Origin of the sequence: Streptomyces sp. NPDC046197, assembly GCF_040646295.1 — a bacterium.
GTDB lineage: Bacteria > Actinomycetota > Actinomycetes > Streptomycetales > Streptomycetaceae > Streptomyces.
In genome coordinates this window covers 46949-66362 of record NZ_JBEYZY010000038.1, presented here as the reverse complement: position 1 = coordinate 66362, position 19414 = coordinate 46949, and the positions used below count along the sequence as shown (strand labels likewise).

General features: G+C 72.3%; 17 protein-coding genes and 3 pseudogenes. 12 read left to right on the top strand and 8 right to left on the bottom strand.

Annotated features, from left to right (window positions below; genetic code table 11):
* Positions 1-171: 171 nt before the first annotated feature.
* A complete protein-coding gene (locus tag AB0A61_RS34485) occupies positions 172-1380 on the bottom strand; it encodes a pyridoxal phosphate-dependent aminotransferase (RefSeq protein ID WP_361301352.1) in 1209 nt (402 codons plus the stop codon).
* 82 nt (positions 1381-1462) lie between these two features.
* On the opposite strand from AB0A61_RS34485, the gene AB0A61_RS34480 reads away from it, so the two are divergent.
* Complete coding sequence (locus tag AB0A61_RS34480) at positions 1463-2086, top strand: winged helix-turn-helix transcriptional regulator (protein ID WP_361301349.1); 624 nt, start codon at positions 1463-1465, stop codon at positions 2084-2086.
* Positions 2087-2162: 76 nt separating this feature from the next.
* On the opposite strand, the gene AB0A61_RS34475 is transcribed toward AB0A61_RS34480, so the two are convergent.
* Genes AB0A61_RS34475 through AB0A61_RS34465 form a run of 3 tightly spaced genes read right to left on the bottom strand, consistent with a single transcriptional unit; the run spans position 2163 to position 5794 of the window.
* On the bottom strand, positions 2163-2978 hold the full coding sequence (locus tag AB0A61_RS34475) for a hypothetical protein (RefSeq protein ID WP_361301346.1): 816 nt from the start codon (positions 2976-2978) through the stop codon (positions 2163-2165).
* On the bottom strand, positions 2978-4243 hold the full coding sequence (locus tag AB0A61_RS34470; protein WP_361301343.1) for a VWA domain-containing protein: 1266 nt from the start codon (positions 4241-4243) through the stop codon (positions 2978-2980). Before AB0A61_RS34470 ends, AB0A61_RS34475 begins: the two co-directional genes overlap by 1 nt.
* Positions 4244-4252: 9 nt before the next feature.
* The gene (locus AB0A61_RS34465) at positions 4253-5794 is read right to left on the bottom strand and encodes an IucA/IucC family protein (RefSeq protein WP_361301341.1); all 1542 of its coding nucleotides are present in this window, start codon (positions 5792-5794) and stop codon (positions 4253-4255) included.
* A 93-nt stretch (positions 5795-5887) separates the two neighbouring features.
* Between AB0A61_RS34465 and AB0A61_RS34460 the strand changes: the two genes are divergently transcribed.
* The 3 genes from AB0A61_RS34460 to AB0A61_RS34450 are packed head-to-tail and all read left to right on the top strand — an operon-like array spanning position 5888 to position 8634.
* Complete coding sequence (locus AB0A61_RS34460; protein ID WP_361301373.1) at positions 5888-7390, top strand: IucA/IucC family protein; 1503 nt, start codon at positions 5888-5890, stop codon at positions 7388-7390.
* Positions 7391-7432: 42 nt separating this feature from the next.
* On the top strand, positions 7433-8347 hold the full coding sequence (locus AB0A61_RS34455; RefSeq protein WP_361301370.1) for a HipA family kinase: 915 nt from the start codon (positions 7433-7435) through the stop codon (positions 8345-8347).
* Positions 8344-8634, top strand: a complete 291-nt coding sequence (locus tag AB0A61_RS34450; protein ID WP_361301339.1) for a SelT/SelW/SelH family protein — start codon at positions 8344-8346, stop codon at positions 8632-8634. Before AB0A61_RS34455 ends, AB0A61_RS34450 begins: the two co-directional genes overlap by 4 nt.
* Positions 8635-8659: 25 nt before the next feature.
* Here the strand turns inward: AB0A61_RS34450 and aceB are convergent, their stop codons facing one another.
* Both aceB and AB0A61_RS34440 read right to left on the bottom strand, forming a co-directional pair.
* Complete coding sequence (gene aceB, locus AB0A61_RS34445; RefSeq protein WP_361301338.1) at positions 8660-10285, bottom strand: malate synthase A; 1626 nt, start codon at positions 10283-10285, stop codon at positions 8660-8662.
* Between the two features lie 221 nt (positions 10286-10506).
* Positions 10507-11103: a nucleotidyltransferase family protein gene (locus AB0A61_RS34440; protein WP_361301335.1), complete on the bottom strand. Its 597-nt coding sequence runs from the start codon at positions 11101-11103 to the stop codon at positions 10507-10509.
* Between the two features lie 188 nt (positions 11104-11291).
* On the opposite strand from AB0A61_RS34440, the gene AB0A61_RS34435 reads away from it, so the two are divergent.
* Positions 11292-11606 (top strand): DUF5955 family protein, encoded by a 315-nt coding sequence (locus tag AB0A61_RS34435; RefSeq protein ID WP_361301332.1) that lies wholly within the window; start codon positions 11292-11294, stop codon positions 11604-11606.
* Between the two features lie 109 nt (positions 11607-11715).
* On the opposite strand, the pseudogene AB0A61_RS34430 reads toward AB0A61_RS34435, so the two are convergent.
* Positions 11716-11835: pseudogene (locus tag AB0A61_RS34430) on the bottom strand (DNA-binding response regulator); the annotation flags it as partial.
* Positions 11836-12081: 246 nt separating this feature from the next.
* On the bottom strand, positions 12082-12882 hold the full coding sequence (locus tag AB0A61_RS34425) for an IclR family transcriptional regulator (RefSeq protein WP_361301329.1): 801 nt from the start codon (positions 12880-12882) through the stop codon (positions 12082-12084).
* Positions 12883-13155: 273 nt separating this feature from the next.
* On the opposite strand from AB0A61_RS34425, the gene allB reads away from it, so the two are divergent.
* The 7 genes and pseudogenes from allB (at position 13156) to AB0A61_RS34390 (ending at position 19401) form a co-directional block, all read left to right on the top strand.
* Positions 13156-14493 (top strand): allantoinase AllB, encoded by a 1338-nt coding sequence (allB, locus tag AB0A61_RS34420; protein ID WP_361301326.1) that lies wholly within the window; start codon positions 13156-13158, stop codon positions 14491-14493.
* 49 nt (positions 14494-14542) lie between these two features.
* Entirely contained in the window at positions 14543-15673 is a 1131-nt protein-coding gene (gene alc, locus AB0A61_RS34415; protein WP_361301323.1) for an allantoicase, read from the top strand.
* 162 nt (positions 15674-15835) lie between these two features.
* A pseudogene (locus AB0A61_RS34410) lies at positions 15836-15943 on the top strand (AIM24 family protein); the annotation flags it as partial.
* A 200-nt stretch (positions 15944-16143) separates the two neighbouring features.
* Entirely contained in the window at positions 16144-16539 is a 396-nt protein-coding gene (locus AB0A61_RS34405; protein ID WP_361301320.1) for a ribonuclease domain-containing protein, read from the top strand.
* Between the two features lie 260 nt (positions 16540-16799).
* On the top strand, positions 16800-17381 hold the full coding sequence (locus AB0A61_RS34400; RefSeq protein WP_361301318.1) for a hypothetical protein: 582 nt from the start codon (positions 16800-16802) through the stop codon (positions 17379-17381).
* A gap of 570 nt (positions 17382-17951) precedes the next feature.
* Positions 17952-18140 (top strand): annotated as a pseudogene (locus AB0A61_RS34395) (LuxR C-terminal-related transcriptional regulator); the annotation flags it as partial.
* Between the two features lie 79 nt (positions 18141-18219).
* Entirely contained in the window at positions 18220-19401 is a 1182-nt protein-coding gene (locus AB0A61_RS34390) for a cytochrome P450 (RefSeq protein ID WP_361301315.1), read from the top strand.
* Positions 19402-19414: the final 13 nt, after the last annotated feature.

Sequence of the window (19414 nt, the reverse complement as noted above, 5' to 3'; positions counted from 1 at the left end):
GGCGATGCCCGCGGACGGTGGCGCCCGCGGATGGCGATGCCCGCGGATGGCGGCGCCCGCGGATGGCGGCGCCCGCGGATGGCGGCGCCCGCGGACGGTGGCGGCCGCGGACGGTGGCGCCCGCAGACGGTGGCGGCCGCGGACGGCGATGCCCGCGGACGGCGGCGGCCGCTACTGCCGGTACCCGCCGAGGAACCGCCCGATCCGCCCGATCGCCGCCTCCAGATCGTCCGCGTGCGGCAGGGTGAGGATGCGGAAGTGGTCGGGGGCGGGCCAGTTGAAGCCGGTGCCCTGGACGACCTGGATCTTCTCGCGCAGCAGGAGGTCCAGGACGAACTTCTCGTCGTCGTGGATCCGGTGCACCTTGGGATCGAGGCGAGGGAAGGCGTAGAGCGCGCCCCTGGGTTTCACGCACGTCACGCCGGGGATCTCGTTCAGCTTCTCCCAGACACGGTCCCGCTGTTCGTACAGCCGGCCGCCCGGTGCCGTGAGGTCCCGGACGGACTGCCGGCCGCCGAGCGCGGCCTGGATCGCGTACTGTGCGGGCGCGTTGGCGCACAGCCGCATGGAGGCCAGCATGGTCAGGCCCTCCAGATAGTCCTTCGCGTGCTGCCTGGGACCGGTCACCACCAGCCAGCCCGAGCGGAAGCCCGCCACGCGGTACGTCTTCGACAGGCCGCAGAAGGTGAGGACCACAAGATCGGGGGCGAGGGCGGCGGTGGAGTGGTGCACGGCGTCGTCGTAGAGGATCTGGTCGTAGATCTCGTCGGCGAAGACCATCAGACCGTGGCGGCGGGCGAGGTCGAGGATGCCCTCCAGGATCTCCTTCGGATAGACCGCGCCGGTCGGGTTGTTGGGATTGATGATCACGACGGCCTTCGTGCGGTCGGTGATCTTCGACGCCATGTCGTCCAGGTCCGGGTACCAGTCGGCCTGCTCGTCGCACAGGTAATGGACGGCCTTGCCCCCGGCCAGGGTCGTGACCGCCGTCCAGAGGGGGAAGTCCGGTGCCGGGATGAGGATTTCGTCGCCGTCCTCCAGCAGCGCCTGTACGGCCATCGACACCAGCTCCGAGACGCCGTTGCCGAGGAAGACGTCGTCGACGTCCACCTCCAGGCCCAGGTTCTGGTAGCGCTGGGCCACGGCCCGGCGGGCGGAGAGGATGCCGCGCGAGTCGGTGTACCCGTGCGCCTGGGGCAGCATCCGGATCATGTCCTGGAGGATCTCCTCCGGCGCCTCGAAACCGAAGAGGGCCGGATTGCCGGTGTTCAGGCGCAGCACGCTGTGCCCGGCCTCCTCCAGTGCGTTGGCGTGCTCGATCACCGGGCCGCGGATCTCGTAACAGACCTCGCTGAGCTTGCTCGACTGCCGGAATTCCATGCGCCGCTTCCCCTCACTGGTGTTGCTTGGTTTTACCAAGTAGCGGCTTGGAAAGTCCAACAACGCGTCTAGACTGCGTCGCATGTCACCGCGCCGTAGCTACGACCAGTACTGTTCCGCAGCCCGCGCCCTCGACCTCGTCGGCGACCGCTGGACCCTGCTGATCGTCCGCGAACTGCTCGCCGGTCCCCGTCGCTACACGGACCTGCATGCCGACCTGCCCGGCGTGAGTACGGACGTGCTCGCCTCGCGGCTGAAGGACATGGAGCGGGACGGACTGGCCACCCGGCGCAGGCTGCCGCCGCCGGGGGCCGCCTATGTGTACGAACTCACCTCACGAGGGCGGGAGTTGCTGCCGGTACTGCAGGCGCTGGGCACCTGGGGCCAGGCCGAGCTGGGGGAGCGGCGGCCAACCGACGCGGTGCGCGCCCACTGGTTCGCGCTGCCGTTGCTGCGCCTGCTGGACGGAGACGGACTCGTCGAAGTCCGGCTGGAGGAGGGGGTCTTCCACCTCCACGTCGGTGACCGGGAAGGCCCCGTGTACGGCGACGGGCCCGCGCCCGGGGAGCCGGACGCCCGGCTGACGCTCGACTCCGGCACGTGCGCGGCCGTGAGCCGGGGGGAGACGAGCCTGGCGCAGGCGGTCCGGGACGGACGTGTCGAGGTGAGCGGGGACGGCACGGTCGCCAAGGCCCTGCGGGCATGAAGCCCTGCGGGAGGCATGAAGCCCTGCGGGAGGCATGAAAAAGGCCCGCCGCGGCGGGCCTTCTCCTTGCGACGGCTCAGGCGCCCGGCGGTACCCGCGAGGGCCTTCCGGATCCGCGGGTCAGCGCATACCCGCCGACTCCCGCGAGCGCGGCCAGCGCGCCGCCGATCGCGGTCCACACCCACCGGTCGGACCACCAGCCGGAGGACCAGCCGTCGTCCGGTTCGACGGCCGACAGCACGGCCGACTTCGTCGAACCGTCCCCACCACCGGCGCTCTCGGACTTGACGGCTATGCCCGGCACCAGAGGCTTCGCCAGCGAGCCGTCCACCGCGGCCGCGCCGCCGATGTCCTTGGCGTCGACCTTCACCTCGGCGCCGACCGGCAGACCCAGGTCGGACGCCTGCAGACCGACCACCGTCAGCCGGACGTAGTACGTGCCCGGCAGCGGGTCGTTGGCCCACGGCTCGGACCAGGCGCGGACCGTGCGCAGGGTGCAGGCCAGGCCGACGGAGGCCGCGCCCTGGGCGGCGGTGTGGGTCTGCGCGCCGTACTGGCAGGACTGGCGGCGGCGCAGTCCGTCGTAGACGTCGATCTGCCAGGTCTGGGGGGAGTGGTTCTGCGGCAGCTTCACCGTCGCCCTGACCGTGGGGCGCTGACCGGCGTCCGCCGGGAACGACCAGTACAGGTAGTCCCCGGTGGAGCCGGTCGCGGTGGCCTGCTGCCCCTGCTCGATCTCCGTCGCCGTACGGAACGAGGTACCCGCCTCGCTCGGCGCCTTGCCGTCGCCGGAAGGGCTCGACGACGCCGAGGGCGAGGAGTCGGCGGCCGCCGGGCCCGCGGCCAGTCCGAGCGCCAGCAGCGCGGCACCCAGCACACGTGTGATATGCATCAGTTCGTCCTCCAGACGGCGACCCGCCAGCGCGACAGCCAGCCCCACAGCAGACCCGCGACGAAGCCGGTCAGCACCAGGGCGCCGAGCAGCCACCAGCCGCGGCCGAGGCCGAAGGAGGCGACATCGCTCGCCTTGCTCGGCCCGTCCACCACGTCGACGGTCAGCTCCAGCGGCAGACCCGGTGCGGTCTTCACCCCGGGCCCCGCCGAGAAGGCGTTCGTGACCTGCAGGCAGACGCTCTCGGCGGGCGCGTTGTCGTCGTCGCTCTTGGGCTTCGGGTAGCGCAGACCCGTCGAGATCACGTCCGTACGGCCGTTGCCCGCCGACTCGCCGCGCACGATCTCGCGCCCGGACCTGGTCACGGCCCGCAGCAGCACTCCGTAGTCGGGGTTGACGGCACGGTCGGCGGCGACGCCGACCGATGCGCGCAGCTCCTGACCCGGCTTCACGTCCACCCGGTACCAGCGCTGCTGCCCGAACTGCTCACGGTCGGTGAACAGACCGGACTTCAGCGCCGGTGCCTTGGTGCAGTCGGCAGCGCCCTCGGTGGCGACCGGCGTCACCACGGGGTCCGCCGCCCGGTGCACCAACTGGTCGACGCGGTCGGTCAGTTGCTCCTTGTGCTGGACGGAGGTGTAGGTGCCGCCGGTCGCGTCCGCGATGCAGCTGAGCTGGTCACGGGTCTTGGCGTCCGGAACCAGGCCGAGGGTGTCGATGGTCAGGCCGATGCCCCTGGCCGCGATCTCGCGGGCCACCTCGCAGGGGTCCAGCGGCTGGCAGGTGTCCTCGCCGTCGCTGATCAGGACGATACGCCGGGTGCCGTCACCGCCGTCGAGGTCCGCGGCCGCCTTCTGCAGCGCGGGCCCGATCGGGGTCCAGCCCGTCGGTGCCAGCGTGGCGACCGCCGTCTTCGCCTCGGTGCGGTTCAGCGGGCCGACCGGGTAGAGCTGCGCGGTGTCCTTGCAACCCGTCTGGCGGTCGTTGCCGCGGTAGTTGGCACCGAGGGTGCGGATGCCCAGCTGGACCTCCTGGGGCGTGGCGTCGAGCACCTCGTTGAACGCCTGCTTGGCCGCCGCCATCCGCGTACCGCCGTCGATGTCCCGGGTGCGCATGGAACCGCTGACGTCCAGGACGAGTTCGACCTTCGGAGCGGCCTGGCCGTCCGGCTCGCCGGCTGTTGCCGCCGTGGGAAAGGCCACCCCGGCCGTCAGGGCGGCGAGCAGAGCACAGACCCCTGCCGCCAGCCGTTGTCTTGTGATCATCGGCGGATCTTATTGACCAGATGTGCCGTGCTCCAAAACGAGCGGGTTGGGCAGCTCGGTCCACAGGTCACCGGGCGTTCCAGGGGACAGCCGCATCAGCGTCAACGCCTTGGCGGGGAGCGGCTCTTCACACAGTGCCACCAGGTCCGCGGTGCGCGGAAGGTCCCGTACGGCCGTCTCCAGTGCGGTACGCAAGGCCGGTGCCGAGCCCGCCGTTCCGGCGAGGGCGCCCGCGACCAGCGAGCCGAACAACTTGCGCCGCAGGGCCGTCGGGTCGTCGGTCAGGTTCCGCTCGGGCAGCCGCGGCGCGGGGACGCCGTGCGCGGCGAGGCGGGCCGGGCTGACCCGGATGTCGGCGAGGTCGCGGTAGACCAGCCGCAGGGGCGCGCCCGCCTCGGACAGCACCACGAGAAGGTTCTGCCCGTGCGCCTCCAGGGCCACGCCCAGCTCCAGCAGTCGCAGGCAGACCGCGAGCGCGAGGCGCGCGAAACCGGCCAGCCACGCGGGGGAGTCCGGCAGGCCGGTGGTGGCGAGGGCGGCCACCGGCAGTACGTGCTCCCCCGGCGCCGCGTACTCGTGGGGCGCCTCGCGCCACAGTGCCGCCAGGTCGGGGGAGTGGGCCGTGGCGCCGCCGAGCGTGCGGGTGATGTGCAGCAGGCCGTCGGTGCGGGCCGCCAGGTCCTCCGCGAAGGCCGACAGGGTCGCCGACGCGGCGACCGAGGCGACCGAGATGTCCCGCACCGACGACGTCAGCCGGGCGCTGAGCGCGGTCTTGACGTGCGGTCCGCCGGGCAGCGCCAGGGTGCGCAGGGACATCAGCGGATGCGCGGTGATCGTGCCGCCCTCGCAGGCCCGTTTGAGCACGTGCGCCGCCTGCCAGGGGTGCACCGGGACCAGCAGCCGCTCGCCGTCCCGCAGTCCCTCCGGCCATGTCCCCGTCACCAGGCACTCGGCCGCCCGGACCGGGACCAGACACAGGTCCACCACGGGCCGGTGCTCCGGCCCGTACGCGAGCTGCTCGGCCACCGAGAATCCGGGCCGGGAACGGCAGTTGGGGTGGAAGGGATGGCCGTCGACCACCCTCTGCTCCCACTCCCAGTCCTCGCCCGGCCACTCTTCCGGGTGTGTCTGCCGGTCCCTCTCACCCGGCGGCCGATCGGCCCGCGACAGCGCCAACGAGGCCACGCTGTGACCGAGTTCGGCGGCCAGCGCCGTGCCGTGCGGCACGGACAGATCCGTCACCAGACGGGCCGGATCGTCGTACGGCTCCTCACCGAGGCGTACGACGGTGACGTGCGCGGCGGTGGCGTACGGATCCGCCCGAGGGCCGTGCAGCCGGCGGCCGTCGGCCAGCCGCAGGACCAGCTCCGGCCCGGCGGGCTCGCGCCGCACGACCCACGGCAGCGGTTCGTACGCCAGCGCGCGCCACAGCCGGGACAGCACCGCCGCCCGGGCGCCGGGCAGCTCGGCCGCGTACCGTGGCACGAGGCCGGGGCGCACGGCGGCCAGTTCCCCGGCGACCTCCGCCTCGGCGGTGGGGGGACGGTGCACGGTCGGGCTCCTCGGGTACGGGTCGGGCCTCACGGTAGCGGCTGCGGGCCAGACATACTGATCACCATCCCACCGTGTGGACGTATGGAACGAATGGAACGCGTGGAGCACATGCCCCCCAGCGACGACGTCGCGGAGCGCGCCGACGCGTACGCGGCCGCGCCCCTGCTGAACTGCCTGATCCGCGAGGTGGCGCAGCCGCACCCGGAGCCGGGCGGACGGCGGGTGTACCGGCTGCCGGGCGGCGGCCGGCTGCTGCGGGTACGCGGCGGGCGGCGGCCCGCCGAACCCGAGGTCCACGCGGACGGCGCCTGGCACCGGGTCGACCACACGGAGCTGGTGAAACTGGTGGCCGACGAGCTGCGGCGGCACACGGGCCTGTCCAACGACGAACTGCCCGCCGAGATGATCGACAGCCGCGACGCGGTGGCCGCCCTGCTCGCCGCGCGCGCCCGCACGGTGCCGCCCGAGGACCCGTATCTGCGGTCCGAGCAGTCCCTCGTCACCGGTCATCCGTACCACCCCGCACCCAAGGCCCGCGGCGGCGGCCCCGTCGCCGCCTGGCTGCCGTACGCGCCCGAGGCGCACACCCGCTTCCCGCTGGTGCTGCTCGGGGTGCGCGAGGACCTGGTCGTCGAGGAGGGCGACACCTCGGCGCTCGACACCCTCGGCCAGGCCCCGCCCGGCTACCGGCTGCTGCCCGCCCACCCCTGGCAGCTCGACCTGGCCGGCCGGGACCTCGCGGAGGCCTTCGCCGACGGCCGCCTGGTACGGCTGGGCCGGACCGCCTTCGACGTCTGGCCGACGGCGGCGATCCGCACGGTCCACGCACCCGGCGCGGACCTTTTCCTCAAGTTCAGCCTCGATGTGCGCATCACCAACGACGTACGGCGGCTGTGGCGCCACGACCTGCTGAAACTGCGCCGCACGGACACGGCGGCCGTGGCCGCCTTCGCCGACCTGGGCGGGCCGGCGGCCTGGCTGAGCGACCGCGGTTACCGCACCGCCGCCTTCGCCTTCGAGGAACTCGCGGTGGTGGTCCGGGACGGACTGCGCGGCCACGTCCGGCCCGGTGCGACCCCGCTGCTGGCCGCGGCCCTGGTCGAGGGCTTCGACGGCAGTCCGCTCGACGGCCCGGCGGATGCGGCGGTGTGGTGGGAGGCTTACCTGCGCCAGGTCGTGCCCCCGGTGCTGGGGGCGTTCGCGCGGCACGGCGTCGTCCTCGAAGCCCATCTGCAGAACTCGCTGGTCGCCGTCGACCCCGACGGCATCCCCGTGCAGGCGCTGTTCCGGGACGCGGAGGGCGTCAAGCTGCTCCCCGAGGTGTCCCGGGCCGCCGGGTGGGAGCGCCTGGTGTACTGCCTGGTCGTCAACCACCTCGCCGAGGTGGGCGCGGCACTGGCCGAACGCCGGCCCGGACTGGATCCCTGGCCGGCCGCCCGCCGCGAGCTCGCCCGCCACGACCTGCCCGAGATCACCGGCCTGCTCACCGCGCCCACCCTGCCCGGCAAGACGAACCTGCTGCTGCGCTGGCTCGGAGCGGACGGCGCCGACGCCCGCTATCTGCCGCTGCCGAACCCTCTGGTCAGCGCGTAAATGCCGATCGGCCGCAAGGCCGCCTGGCGTACCCTGGCCGATGTGCTGCGCGACGTGACTGCCGTTCGATACGTGACCCCGCTGCGGTCCGGCGGCTCCGTGCCCGGGGTCGTCGAGGCCGACGACCTGGGCACGTACGTCGTGAAGTTCACCGGCTCCGCACAGGGCCGCAAGGCGCTGGTCGCCGAGGTGATCGTCGGTGAGCTGGCGCGGGCGCTCGGGCTGCGCTTCCCCGAGCTGGTCCTGGTGCACTTCGACCCGGCGATCGCCGGGCACGAGCCGCACCAGGAGGTGCGCGACCTGCTGAACGCCAGCGAGGGCGTGAACCTCGGGATGGACTATCTGCCGGGTGCGAGGGACTTCACGCCCGAGGCCGCCAGGACCTTCCGGGTCGACCCGCTGGAGGCCGGGAAGATCGTCTGGCTCGACGCGCTCACGGTCAACGTCGACCGGACGGTGCACAGTTCGAACCTGATGATCTGGCCCACCTTCGGCACGGCGCCGGCGCACCTGTGGCTCATCGACCACGGCGCCGCCCTCGTCTTCCACCACCGCTGGGACACCTCGGACCCGGGGAAGGCGTACGACTTCCGGCACCACGCCCTGGGCCACTACGCCCCGGACGTGCGGGCCGCCGACGCCGAACTGGCGCCCCGGGTGACCGGGGAACTCCTGCGAGACATCCTGGCGGAGGTGCCCGACGCCTGGCTCACCGAGGAACCGGGCTTCGCGACGCCCGACGCGGTCCGGGCCGCCTACGCCGGCTACCTCGCCGCGCGGGTGGAGGCGTCCGGACAGTGGCTGCCCACCGACTTCCCGAGCCGTGAGGAACTCGCTGCCGAGGAGGCCGCCCGCGCGGCACGGACACAACAAGGCCGTCCGAACTGGCTCAAGCGGGTCCCCGATCTGCACGGCAAACCGGCGGCGGAACAGGATTGGTCGGTACACCTGGGATGACGGACCCCCCCGGAGCAGAGGGCCATCGCGTCCAGATCGAGTACTGCACCCAGTGCCGCTGGCTGCCGCGTGCCGCCTGGCTGGCGCAGGAGCTGCTGACCACGTTCGAGGCCGAGCTGGCCGAGCTGTCGCTCAAACCCGGCACGGGTGGTGTCTTCGTCGTACGCGTCGACCACGAGGTGGTGTGGGACCGCCGCGAGCAGGGCTTCCCGGAACCGACGGCCGTGAAACGGGCCGTACGCGACCGAGTGGCCCCGGGCAAGTCCCTGGGCCACTCGGACCGGTGACGGTTCGGTCCACCGGCCGTTCGTATCAGCCCGCCAGCTGTTCGTACGCCGGCAGCGTCAGGAAGTCCGCGTAGTTCTCGTCGAGGGCGACCCGCAGCAGCAGGTCGTGGGCCTGCTGCCAGTGCCCGGCCGCGAAGGCGTCCTCGCCGATCTCCGCGCGGATGTTCTGGAGTTCGTCGGCGGCGACCCTGCGGGCGAGCTCCGGCGTGGCCTTCTCGCCGTTCTCGAACTCGACCCCCGCGTTGATCCACTGCCAGATCTGGGACCGGGAGATCTCGGCGGTGGCCGCGTCCTCCATGAGGTTGAAGATGGCGACCGCGCCGAGACCGCGCAGCCAGGCCTCGATGTAGCGGATGCCGACCTGGACGGCGTTCACCAGGCCCGCGTAGGTGGGCTTGGCGTCGAGGGAGTCGATGGCGATCAGGTCGGCCGCCTTGACGTCGACGTCCTCGCGCAGGCGGTCCTTCTGGTTGGGCCTGTCGCCGAGGACCCGGTCGAAGGACTCCATGGCGATGGGGACCAGGTCCGGGTGGGCGACCCAGGAGCCGTCGAAGCCGTCGTTCGCCTCGCGGTCCTTGTCGGCCCGCACCTTCTCGAAGGCGACCCTGTTGACCTCGGCGTCCCGGCGGGAGGGGATGAAGGCCGCCATGCCGCCGATCGCGTGTGCTCCGCGCTTGTGGCAGGTACGGACGAGGAGTTCGGTGTACGCCCGCATGAACGGGGCCGTCATCGTGACCGCGTTGCGGTCCGGCAGCACGAACCTCGCTCCGCCGTCACGGAAGTTCTTGACGATCGAGAACAGGTAGTCCCAGCGGCCGGCGTTCAGCCCGGAGGCGTGGTCGCGGAGTTCGTAGAGGATCTCGTCCATCTCGTACGCCGCGGTGATCGTCTCGATGAGGACGGTGGCGCGGACGGTGCCCTGCGGGATGCCGACGTAGTCCTGGGCGAAGACGAAGACGTCGTTCCAGAGGCGGGCCTCCAGATGGGACTCGGTCTTCGGGAGGTAGAAGTACGGGCCCTTGCCGAGGTCGAGCAGCCGCTGGGCGTTGTGGAAGAAGTACAGGCCGAAGTCGACGAAGGCGCCGGGGACCGGCGTGCCCTGCTCGTCGACGAGGTGGCGCTCGTTCAGGTGCCAGCCGCGCGGCCGCATGACGACCGTGGCGAGCTGCTCGTCGGGGCCCAGGGCGTAGGTCTTGCCGGAGTCCGGGTCCGTGAAGTCGATGTTCCGGGTGTAGGCGTCGATCAGGTTGAGCTGGCCGAGGACGACGTTCTCCCAGGTGGGGGCGGAGGCGTCCTCGAAGTCGGCGAGCCAGACCCGGGCGCCGGAGTTGAGCGCGTTGATGGTCATCTTGCGGTCGGTGGGACCGGTGATCTCGACGCGGCGGTCCTCCAGGGCGGCCGGGGCCGGGGCCACCTTCCAGGAGTCGTCCGCGCGGATCGCGGCGGTCTCGGGGAGGAAGTCGAGGGCACAGGTGCGGGCGATCTCGGCGCGACGCTCGGTCCGGCGGGCGAGGAGCTCGTCGCGACGCGGAGTGAACCGCCGGTGCAGTTCGGCCACGAAGGCGAGCGCCGCGTCGGTGAGGACCTCCTCCTGCCGGGGCAGGGGCTCGGCGTCGACGATGGCCAGCGGGGAGGACGCTGGTGCGGACATGAGCTGTCACTTCCTTCGGGGAGCCTCTTCAGCGAACCACGTTCATCGCCACCATGCCGTGGCACTGGATGCCAAGGGGCGCGAATGGGGTGTTTCGCACCCGGGGCGCGGCCGGGTGCTTCTGATCAGTGGATACTAGTTTCCTCATGGTGGAAGTTCAATGGTTTGTTGATGTCGAGAATCTCCGGCTCGAGGCAAGGTGGCGCTCGGTGCCACCCCGTTCACTCGAGGTGTCCCAGGTCGGCTTCCGTGTCGATGTCGTACGCCTGTGCCACGTCCGCGCACTCGACGAGCGTGATCTCCTCCTCGTGGCTCTTCAGGTAGGCGCGGGCCCCGCGGTCGCCCGTCGCCGTCGCCGCGATGCCCGCCCAGTGGGCGGAGCCGAACAGGACCGGATGCCCGCGGACACCCTCGTACGCGGCCGAGGCCAGTGACGTCTCGTTCCGGTACGCGGCCAGCACCCGGGACACCGCCTCCGGCCCGATGCCCGGCTGGTCGACGAGCGAGACCAGGGCCGCCCGTACCCCCGTCCCGGTGAGCGAGCCGAGACCGGCCCGCAGCGACGTGCCCATGCCCTGCTCCCACTGCGGGTTGTCCACGAGCAGGCAGCCGGACAGGTCCGCCCGCTGCCGTACCGCCTCGGCCTGGGCCCCGAGAACCACATGGACGCGCCGCAGTCCGGCCGCGCGCAGCACCCCGACCGCGTGCTCCACGAGCGGCCGTCCCCGGTGTACGAGCAGCGCCTTCGGCCGCCCGCCGAGCCGCCGCCCCCCACCGGCGGCCAGCACCAGCCCGGCGATGTCCTCTGTGTGTGTCATGCGTCCTGCATACCGGACCGTCCGGCGGCCGCGCGGTCTTCGCGGACTGAATTTCGTTCCCCACGGTGGCGCATCCCGCACCGGGTGGCGTTTACTGGCCCGCGTCCCCCGGCGCCCGACCCGCTCCACAGGGATGTCCCGCGGAGTCGGCGAGGACTTGCACACAACGGGGTGCGAGGGGGAGGGCTGTGTTGCGGAGCTTGGGACAGAGGCCGGTGACGGGCAGCGGAGAGGACCCGAGGGTGGCGGAGCTGCGGACCGCCGTCTCCCGGCTGCGCCGTGAACTCGCAGCTCATCCCGCGGAGTTCCCCGACCGGGCCATCGCCGAGGACGAACTCGCCGCCCTCGCCGCGATGGCCACCCACGGAGTCCCCGAGACACCGCGCCTGCGTCGCTCCCTGCTGCTGATCGCCGGATCGATCGGCTCCGTCAGCGCTCTGGCACGAGGGCTGTCCGAGGTGCGCGCCGCGGTCGATCTGTTCGGGGAGTCACCCCGGCGTTGACGGGTCGTCAAGTTCTGGCTCACCGGGTCCCGGTCGCATTCGGGCCCGTCAAGGTCACGGCCTCGCCCTGACGTTCGTCTTCAGGGCGTCACGGTCGCGTTGGTCGCGTTCAAGGCCCAATTCGCCGGATGACGCCCCGTTCGGTGGCCACCGCCACCGCCACCGCGCCTGACTCCACACCCAACTTGGCGCAGATGTGCACCAGATGGGACTTCCTTGTCCTCCTTGTCCTCCTCCTTGTCCTCCTCCTTGTCCTCCTTCGGTGCCGGCCCCGCGGGCGGACAGGGCAGGGTGACCGCCACCGCCGTGCCCTGGCCCGGTGCCGACTCCACGGTGAACCTCCCGCCCAGTGCCTCTGCCCGCGCGCGCATCGCGGGCAGCCCGATGCGGGACGGACGGCTGACCGCGCTCGGGAGGTGACCGGACCCGCCGGCCGGTGCGCGGACCGGGGCGGTGGCGCTCGCCATGATGTGGGTCAGGCCGCCGGTCCCGGACTCGTCAGCGCCTGCGACAGCTCGGCCGCCACCTGCTGCAGGACCGGCACGATCTTGTCCGTCGCCGCCTCGGTGACCCGGCCGGCGGGGCCGGAGATGGAGATCGCCGCGGCGGTGGGCGATTCGGGCACCGGGACCGCGAGGCAGCGGACCCCCATCTCCTGCTCGTTGTCGTCGAGGGCGTACCCGAGCCGGCGTACGTCCTCCAGCGCCGTCAGGAAGCCCTCGGGCGTGGTGATCGTCTTCTCCGTGGCGGCCGGCATGCCGGTGCGGGCGAGCAGGGCGCGCACCTCGTGGTCGGGCGTGTGGGCCAGCAGTGCCTTGCCCACGCCGGTGGAGTGCGGCAGCACACGCCGTCCGACCTCGGTGAACATGCGCATCGAGTGCTTGGAGGGCACCTGCGCCACGTAGACGATCTCGTCGCCGTCGAGCAGCGCCATGTTCGCCGTCTCGCCGGTCTCCTCGACCAGCCGGGCGAGGTAGGGGCGGGCCCAGGTGCCCAGCAGCCGGGAGGCCGACTCGCCGAGGCGGATCAGGCGCGGGCCGAGCGCATACCGCCGGTTCGGCTGCTGGCGGACGTATCCGCAGACCACCAGCGTGCGCATCAGGCGGTGGATGGTCGGCAGGGGCAGCCCGCTGCTGGCGGACAGCTCGCTCAGGCCGACCTCGCCGCCGGCGTCCGCCATCCGCTCGAGCAGGTCGAAGGCGCGCTCCAGGGACTGGACGCCACCGCTGGCGGAGGACTTGGCGGAGCCGGTGGTGCTGGCGCTGGACGTCGGCACGGCGCGTTCCTTTCGCGACTGGCAGGAAGGGCCAAAGCCTACCGGGGAGCCGCTCGGCCCCCCGGCCGTGCGGAACCACGTTCTGCTGGCTGGAATTCTAATTTCGCGTTGTGGAAACGTCCAGAGAGTGCTCGCCGGAGGCGCCGCGCGAAGTGTGCCTCTTGACGAGGCGGCGGCACGGGTGAAGACTCCTTCAACAGAACGTTGAAGTCCGTTACATGGGTGTAAATCCGGTTTCCCGGAAGTCAACGGCGGCAGAAAGAGGGGTCCGGGGTGTCCGACGCTGAACTGGTGCTGCGCTCGACGCGCGTCATCATGCCCGAGGGGATGCGCGCCGCGTCGGTCGCGGTCGCCGACGGCACGATCACGGCCGTACTGCCGTACGACGCGAAGACACCCGCCGGGGCCCGCCTGGAGGACCTCGGGGACGACGTCCTGCTGCCCGGTCTGGTCGACACCCACGTGCACGTCAACGATCCCGGCCGCACGGACTGGGAGGGCTTCTGGACCGCCACCCGCGCGGCGGCGGCCGGCGGCATCACCACCCTGATCGACATGCCGCTCAACTCCCTGCCGCCGACCACGACGGTCGACCACCTCCGTACCAAGCGCGAAGTGGCCCGGGACAAGGCCCACGTCGACGTCGGCTTCTGGGGCGGCGCCCTGCCCGGCAACGTCAAGGACCTGCGCCCGCTGCACGACGCCGGGGTCTTCGGCTTCAAGGCGTTCCTGTCACCCTCCGGCGTGGACGAGTTCCCGCACCTCACCCAGGACCAGCTCGCACAGTCCCTCACGGAGATCGCCGGGTTCGGCGGCCTGCTGATCGTGCACGCCGAGGACCCCCAGCACCTCGCCGCCGCCCCGCAGCACGGCGGCCCCAGGTACGCCGACTTCCTGGCCTCCCGCCCGCGCGACGCCGAGGACACCGCCATCGCGAACCTCGTCGCACAGGCGAGGCGTCTGCACGCGCGCGTGCACGTGCTCCACCTGTCCTCCGGCGACGCGCTGCCGCTCATCGCCGACGCGCGCGCCGACGGGGTACGTCTCACCGTCGAGACGTGCCCGCACTACCTCACCCTCACCGCCGAGGAAGTCCCCGACGGCGCCAGCGAGTTCAAGTGCTGCCCGCCCATCCGGGAGGCCGCCAACCAGGACCTGCTCTGGCAGGCGCTGGCCGACGGCACCATCGACTGCGTGGTCACCGACCACTCACCGTCCACGGCCGACCTGAAGACGGACGACTTCGCCACCGCCTGGGGCGGCATCTCCGGACTGCAGCTGAGCCTGCCGGCGGTCTGGACCGAGGCACGCGGACGCGGCCACGGCCTTGAGGACGTGGCGGGCTGGATGTCCGCGCGGACGGCGGCCCTGGCCGGTCTCGACCGCAAGGGCGCCATCGAGGCCGGGCGCGACGCGGACTTCGCCGTCCTCGCACCCGACGAGACGTTCACCGTGGACCCGGCCGCCCTTCAGCACCGCAACCGCGTCACGGCGTACGCGGGCCGCACCCTGTACGGGGTGGTGAAGTCCACCTGGCTGCGCGGCGAACGCATCCTGGCGGGCGGCGACTTCACCGAACCGAAGGGCCGGCTGCTGACCAGGTCCCACTGACATCCTGCCGTTCCGCGGCGGCCGACCCCGAAAGGAATCCCTGATCACCGTGACGGCGCAGCATCCATCCGGCCCGGCACGCTTCACCGGCGACGCGCACCCCTACGCGGGCGGCGACCCGTACGCGGACTACCGCACCGCCGACTTCCCCTTCACCCACCACGCGAACCTGGCCGACCGGCAGCTCGGCGCCGCAGTCGTCGCCGCCAACGACGAGTTCTTCGCCCAGCGCGAGAACCTGCTGGTGCCCGGGCGCGCCGAGTTCGACCCCGAGCACTTCGGGCACAAGGGCAAGGTCATGGACGGCTGGGAGACCCGGCGCCGGCGCGGCGCCTCGGCACAACACCCCTGGCCGACCGACGAGGACCACGACTGGGCGCTGATCCGCCTCGGGGCGCCCGGCGTGGTCCGCGGCGTCGTCGTCGACACCGCGCACTTCCGGGGCAACTACCCGCAGGCGGTGTCGATCGAGGGCACGTCCGTGCCGGGTTCCCCGTCGCCGGAGGAGCTCCTCGCGGACGACGTCAAGTGGACGACGCTGGTCCCGCGCACCCCGGTGGGCGGCCACGCGGCCAACGGCTTCGAGGTGAGTGCCGAGCAGCGGCTGACACACCTGCGCGTCAAGCAGCACCCCGACGGGGGCATCGCGCGCCTGCGGGTGTACGGCGAAGTCGTCCCGGACCCGCAGTGGCTGGAGGTGCTCGGCACGTTCGACGTCGTAGCCCTGGAGAACGGCGGCCGGGTCGAGGACGCCTCCAACCTCTTCTACTCGCCGGCCACCAACACCATCCAGCCCGGCCGCTCCCGCAAGATGGACGACGGCTGGGAGACCCGGCGTCGCCGGGATCGGGGCAACGACTGGATCCGCTACCGGTTGGTGGCCCAGGCGCAGATCCGCGCCATCGAGATCGACACGGCGTACCTCAAGGGCAACAGCGCCGGCTGGGCGTCGGTCTCCGTGCGGGACGGCGAGGACGGCGCATGGACCGAGATCCTGCCCCGCACCCGGCTCCAGCCCGACACCAACCACCGCTTCGTCCTGCATGCGCCGGCCGTGGGCACGCACGCGCGCGTGGACATATTCCCGGACGGAGGCATCTCCCGGCTGCGCCTGTTCGGTTCCCTCACGCGGGACGGCGCGAACCGGCTGGCGGCCCGCCACCAGGAACTGGGCGGCTGACGCCGCACCCGAAGGACCCGTGGGGCGCACCGGCCGGACAGCACCGGTGCGCCCCACGCTCGGTGCGGTCCGCGCGCCGCACACGCGGTGTGCCCGTGGCGCGTTCACGCGGTGTGGCCGCCGTCGACGGTCCACTCCGCACCCGTGACGTAGGCCGCGTTCATCCTGCGGTCGCTCACCATCGAAAGCCTCGCCAACGCCCTGAAGAAGGCCCAGGGCGGCGACAAGCAGGGTCCGACGGGCGGACCGTTCTCCTCACACGTCGGATGAACCCGCCGGGGCCGTGAGGGGGCGTCGCCTCCTCGACCCCGACGGCTCCCTGCCCGGCAGGGCACCACGCTCGCTGTTTGTGAGGATCAGGTGAGGGTGCCGGTCGGCAGGTTAACTCCTTGAAAACGCACGAGACTTGCCGGGGAATTCTCCATGGTTGACGTTGACATGCCATTGTCTACGCGCGTCATCCTGTGGCCATGAGATTTCCCCCACGCACCACTCGTATCGGCGCCGCAGCCGCCCTCCTGTCCGCCCTCCTCGTCGGCGGCACCGTCTCCGCCGGCACGGCGGACGCCGCCGCCACCTCGGTCGGCAGTGTCTGCTACGGCGATCTCCCCTCCCAGGCTCACGACACGCTCGACCTGATCGACCAGGGCGGCCCCTTCCCCTACTCGCAGGACGGGACCGTCTTCTCCAACCGCGAGGGCGTGCTCCCCAGGCAGTCGAGCGGCTACTACCACGAGTACACCGTCATCACCCCCGGCTCCCCGACTCGCGGCGCCCGGCGCATCGTCACCGGCGAGCAGTACGAGGAGGACTACTACACCTCCGACCACTACGCCACGTTCGACCTGATCGACTTCGGCTGCTGAGCCCATCTTCCAGTCCCACCCCGGTCGCAACGGAAACGGCGCGACCAGCCGGAGGCCCGGACCGTGCCCGTCCGGGCCTCCGGCCGCGAGCCGTGGTCGACGGCAGTCCATGGGTCTGCCGGCCGTGACCGGGTGGGGCGCGCCGGAAGTGTGCTCCCCGTGGCCTCGGTCGCGTCCGAAGTCCACACCGCCGCGACTTTGGTCGCCGATGCGTCCGCGCGGGGCACTGCGGGTGCCGCCGCTGCGTAGATTGGTTCGCCGTGACGGGAGACGCGACGACGCAGGTGCCGCCGGTGTTCGCGCGGCGGCGATGGCTGCTGCCGTCCGCCGTCGCCGACGAACTCGACCCCGACGCCGGACGCACCGGGCGGTCCCGGCGCACTGCCCGCGACTGGGCCGTCGACTTCTCCTGCTTCCTCCTCGCCGTCGCCATCGGCCTGGCAGCCGCGAACTCCGTACGCCACGACCCCCACACGCCGTACACCCTCGCCGTCGTGGACCAACTGCTGGGCGCACTCGCCGTCCCCGCCTCCGTGGGCCGCACCGCCTACCGCATCGCCCAGGAGGGCCTGACCAACGCCCGCAAGCACGCTCCTGGCACGGAGGTCACCGTGACGGTCACCGGCGCTCCCGGCGAGGGGCTCGTCGTGTCCGTGCGCAACCCGGCCCCCGAGGGCGAGGTTCCCCCCGTCCCCGGGTCCGGCCAGGGCCTGATCGGCCTGACGGAACGGGCCACCCTGGCAGGCGGCACCCTCCAGCACGGACCGACCCCGACCGGCGGCTTCGAAACCCGGGCCGGACTGCCCTGGGGGGAGGGGCTCGACGGCCGTCGTAGGAGTTGAGGGCGGTGGTGCGGTCCGATTGCCGTGGGGGCAGCGGTCCGGTTGCCGTGGGGACGAGGCCCCGAGGTCTCGTCCGCTCGCCCAACCCGGGCTCAGGGGCGCAGCACCACCCGGCGCCCGTGGATTTCTCCCGCTCCCTGCGGCGGTGCATGTCGGCCGCAGCGCTCAGGGGGTGGCATGCCACGGCGCGCGGGCGCAGCGCGCCGGTTGCCGACAGCTCGTTGATCGCCGGCCGCCTCGGCCAGGACCGCGACCGTCGCATGGGAGCGCCGGCGAAGCGGCGCAGGGAACCGCCCTTCGTGTACGGCGGGCCGGCCTCCTGCGCGCCCGGGCGCGGACATCAGCGTGGTCGGCGGAGCGGCCGGCGCGAGCACGCGCGCGTGGGCCCGCGCCGCGAAATCCACCAGCGCACTGCCTACGGTGCACCCCGCCCCGCCGACCAGGACCGTCCCGCCCGGCCGCAGGCCGCCGCGTGTGAAGAGGGCCGGATGGGCGGTGACGGCGGGATGGAACACGGCCACGGCCTCGTCGGGGGGCACACCGGGCGGCAGCCGGTGGAGGCGGTCGGCCAACGACCGTGAGCGCGAGGTCGCGGTCCGGGTCGGCCGGGGCCTGTCCAACGCCCAGATGGCTGCGGAGCTCTTCATGAGCGTCGCCACCGTCAAGGCCCACGTCTCCCGCACACTCGCCAAGCTGACCCTCGACAACCGAGTGCAGATCGCCCTGCTCGCCTACGACGCGGGATGTCTCGAAGAAGACGCTCCCTGGGGGCACTTCTCCGCCGTCCCGAGCGTTCTCCGATCACGGGACGCCGTTCGTGTCCCGGGAGGGAGGGGTTGTGTCGGATGTGATCGACCTGAAGGAGTACGGGGAGGGGTTCCGTGCGGACCCGCACTCCGTCTACGCCGAGTTGCGTGCCCTGGGCCCGGTGCACCGGGTGCGGCTGCCTCCGCCCGAGGAATACGAGAGCTGGCTCGTCGTCGGGTACGAGGAGGCGCGCGCCGCGCTCGCCGACCCACGCCTGGCCAAGGACGTCGGAAGCGTCGGCGCGGCACTCCTCGAGGAGCAGCTGATCGGCAAGCACATGCTGGCCAGCGACCCGCCACAGCACACGCGGCTGCGCTCGCTGGTCACCCGGGCCTTCACCGCGCGCCGCGTCGAGGCGATGCGCCCGCGGATCCAGCAGATCACCGACGAGTTGCTCGACGCGATGCTGCCGCGCGGCCGCGCCGACCTCGTGGAGGCGTTCGCCTATCCGCTGCCGATCACCGTCATCTGCGAACTGCTCGGCGTGCCCGAGCGGGACCGGGCCGTCTTCCGGGAGATGTCGACGGAGGTCGTCGCGCCGACCAGCGAGGAGAGCATGGAGCGGGCCTTCGAGCGGTTCGGCGCCTATCTCACCGAGCTGATCGAGGACAAGCGGCGCGCGGCCCCGGCCGACGACCTGCTCAGCGCCCTGATCCGCACCACCGCCGAGGACGGCGACCGGCTGTCGCAGCGGGAGCTGCGCGGCATGGCCTTCCTGCTGCTCGTCGCGGGCCACGAGACCACGGTCAACCTCATCACCAACGGCGTGCACGCCCTGCTGACACACCCGGAGCAACTCGCGGCCCTGCGCGCGGACTTCGGCCTGATCGACGGCGCGGTCGAAGAGGTGCTGCGGCACGAGGGCCCGGTGCAGAACGCCACGTTCCGCTTCGCCGCGGAACCGCTGGAGATCGCCGGCACCGCGATCGAGCAGGGCGCGCCGGTGCTGATCGGGCTCACCGCAGCCGACCGGGACCCTGCGCGTTACCCCGCGCCGGAGCACTTCGACATCCACCGCGACACCCGCGGCCACCTGGCCTTCGGCCACGGCATCCACTTCTGCCTGGGTTCCCCGCTGGCCCGTCTGGAGGCCCGCACAGCGATACGCACCCTGCTGCAACGCGCCCCCGGCCTGGCCCTGGACGGCCCGCCCGGTGAGTGGTTGCCGGGGATGCTGATGCGGGGAAGGCGAAGCCTGCCCGTGCGGTGGTAGGGCAACCGGCGCG

Coding starts and splice junctions, on each gene's coding strand:
- AB0A61_RS34450 (WP_361301339.1), top strand. CDS start 8,344: ATGACGGACCCCCCCGGAGCAGAGGGCCATCGCGTCCAGATCGAGTAC.
- AB0A61_RS34485 (WP_361301352.1), bottom strand. CDS start 1,380: ATGGAATTCCGGCAGTCGAGCAAGCTCAGCGAGGTCTGTTACGAGATC.
- AB0A61_RS34440 (WP_361301335.1), bottom strand. CDS start 11,103: ATGACACACACAGAGGACATCGCCGGGCTGGTGCTGGCCGCCGGTGGG.
- AB0A61_RS34480 (WP_361301349.1), top strand. CDS start 1,463: ATGTCACCGCGCCGTAGCTACGACCAGTACTGTTCCGCAGCCCGCGCC.
- AB0A61_RS34475 (WP_361301346.1), bottom strand. CDS start 2,978: ATGCATATCACACGTGTGCTGGGTGCCGCGCTGCTGGCGCTCGGACTG.
- AB0A61_RS34405 (WP_361301320.1), top strand. CDS start 16,144: ATGAGATTTCCCCCACGCACCACTCGTATCGGCGCCGCAGCCGCCCTC.
- aceB (WP_361301338.1), bottom strand. CDS start 10,285: ATGTCCGCACCAGCGTCCTCCCCGCTGGCCATCGTCGACGCCGAGCCC.
- AB0A61_RS34470 (WP_361301343.1), bottom strand. CDS start 4,243: ATGATCACAAGACAACGGCTGGCGGCAGGGGTCTGTGCTCTGCTCGCC.
- AB0A61_RS34460 (WP_361301373.1), top strand. CDS start 5,888: ATGGAACGCGTGGAGCACATGCCCCCCAGCGACGACGTCGCGGAGCGC.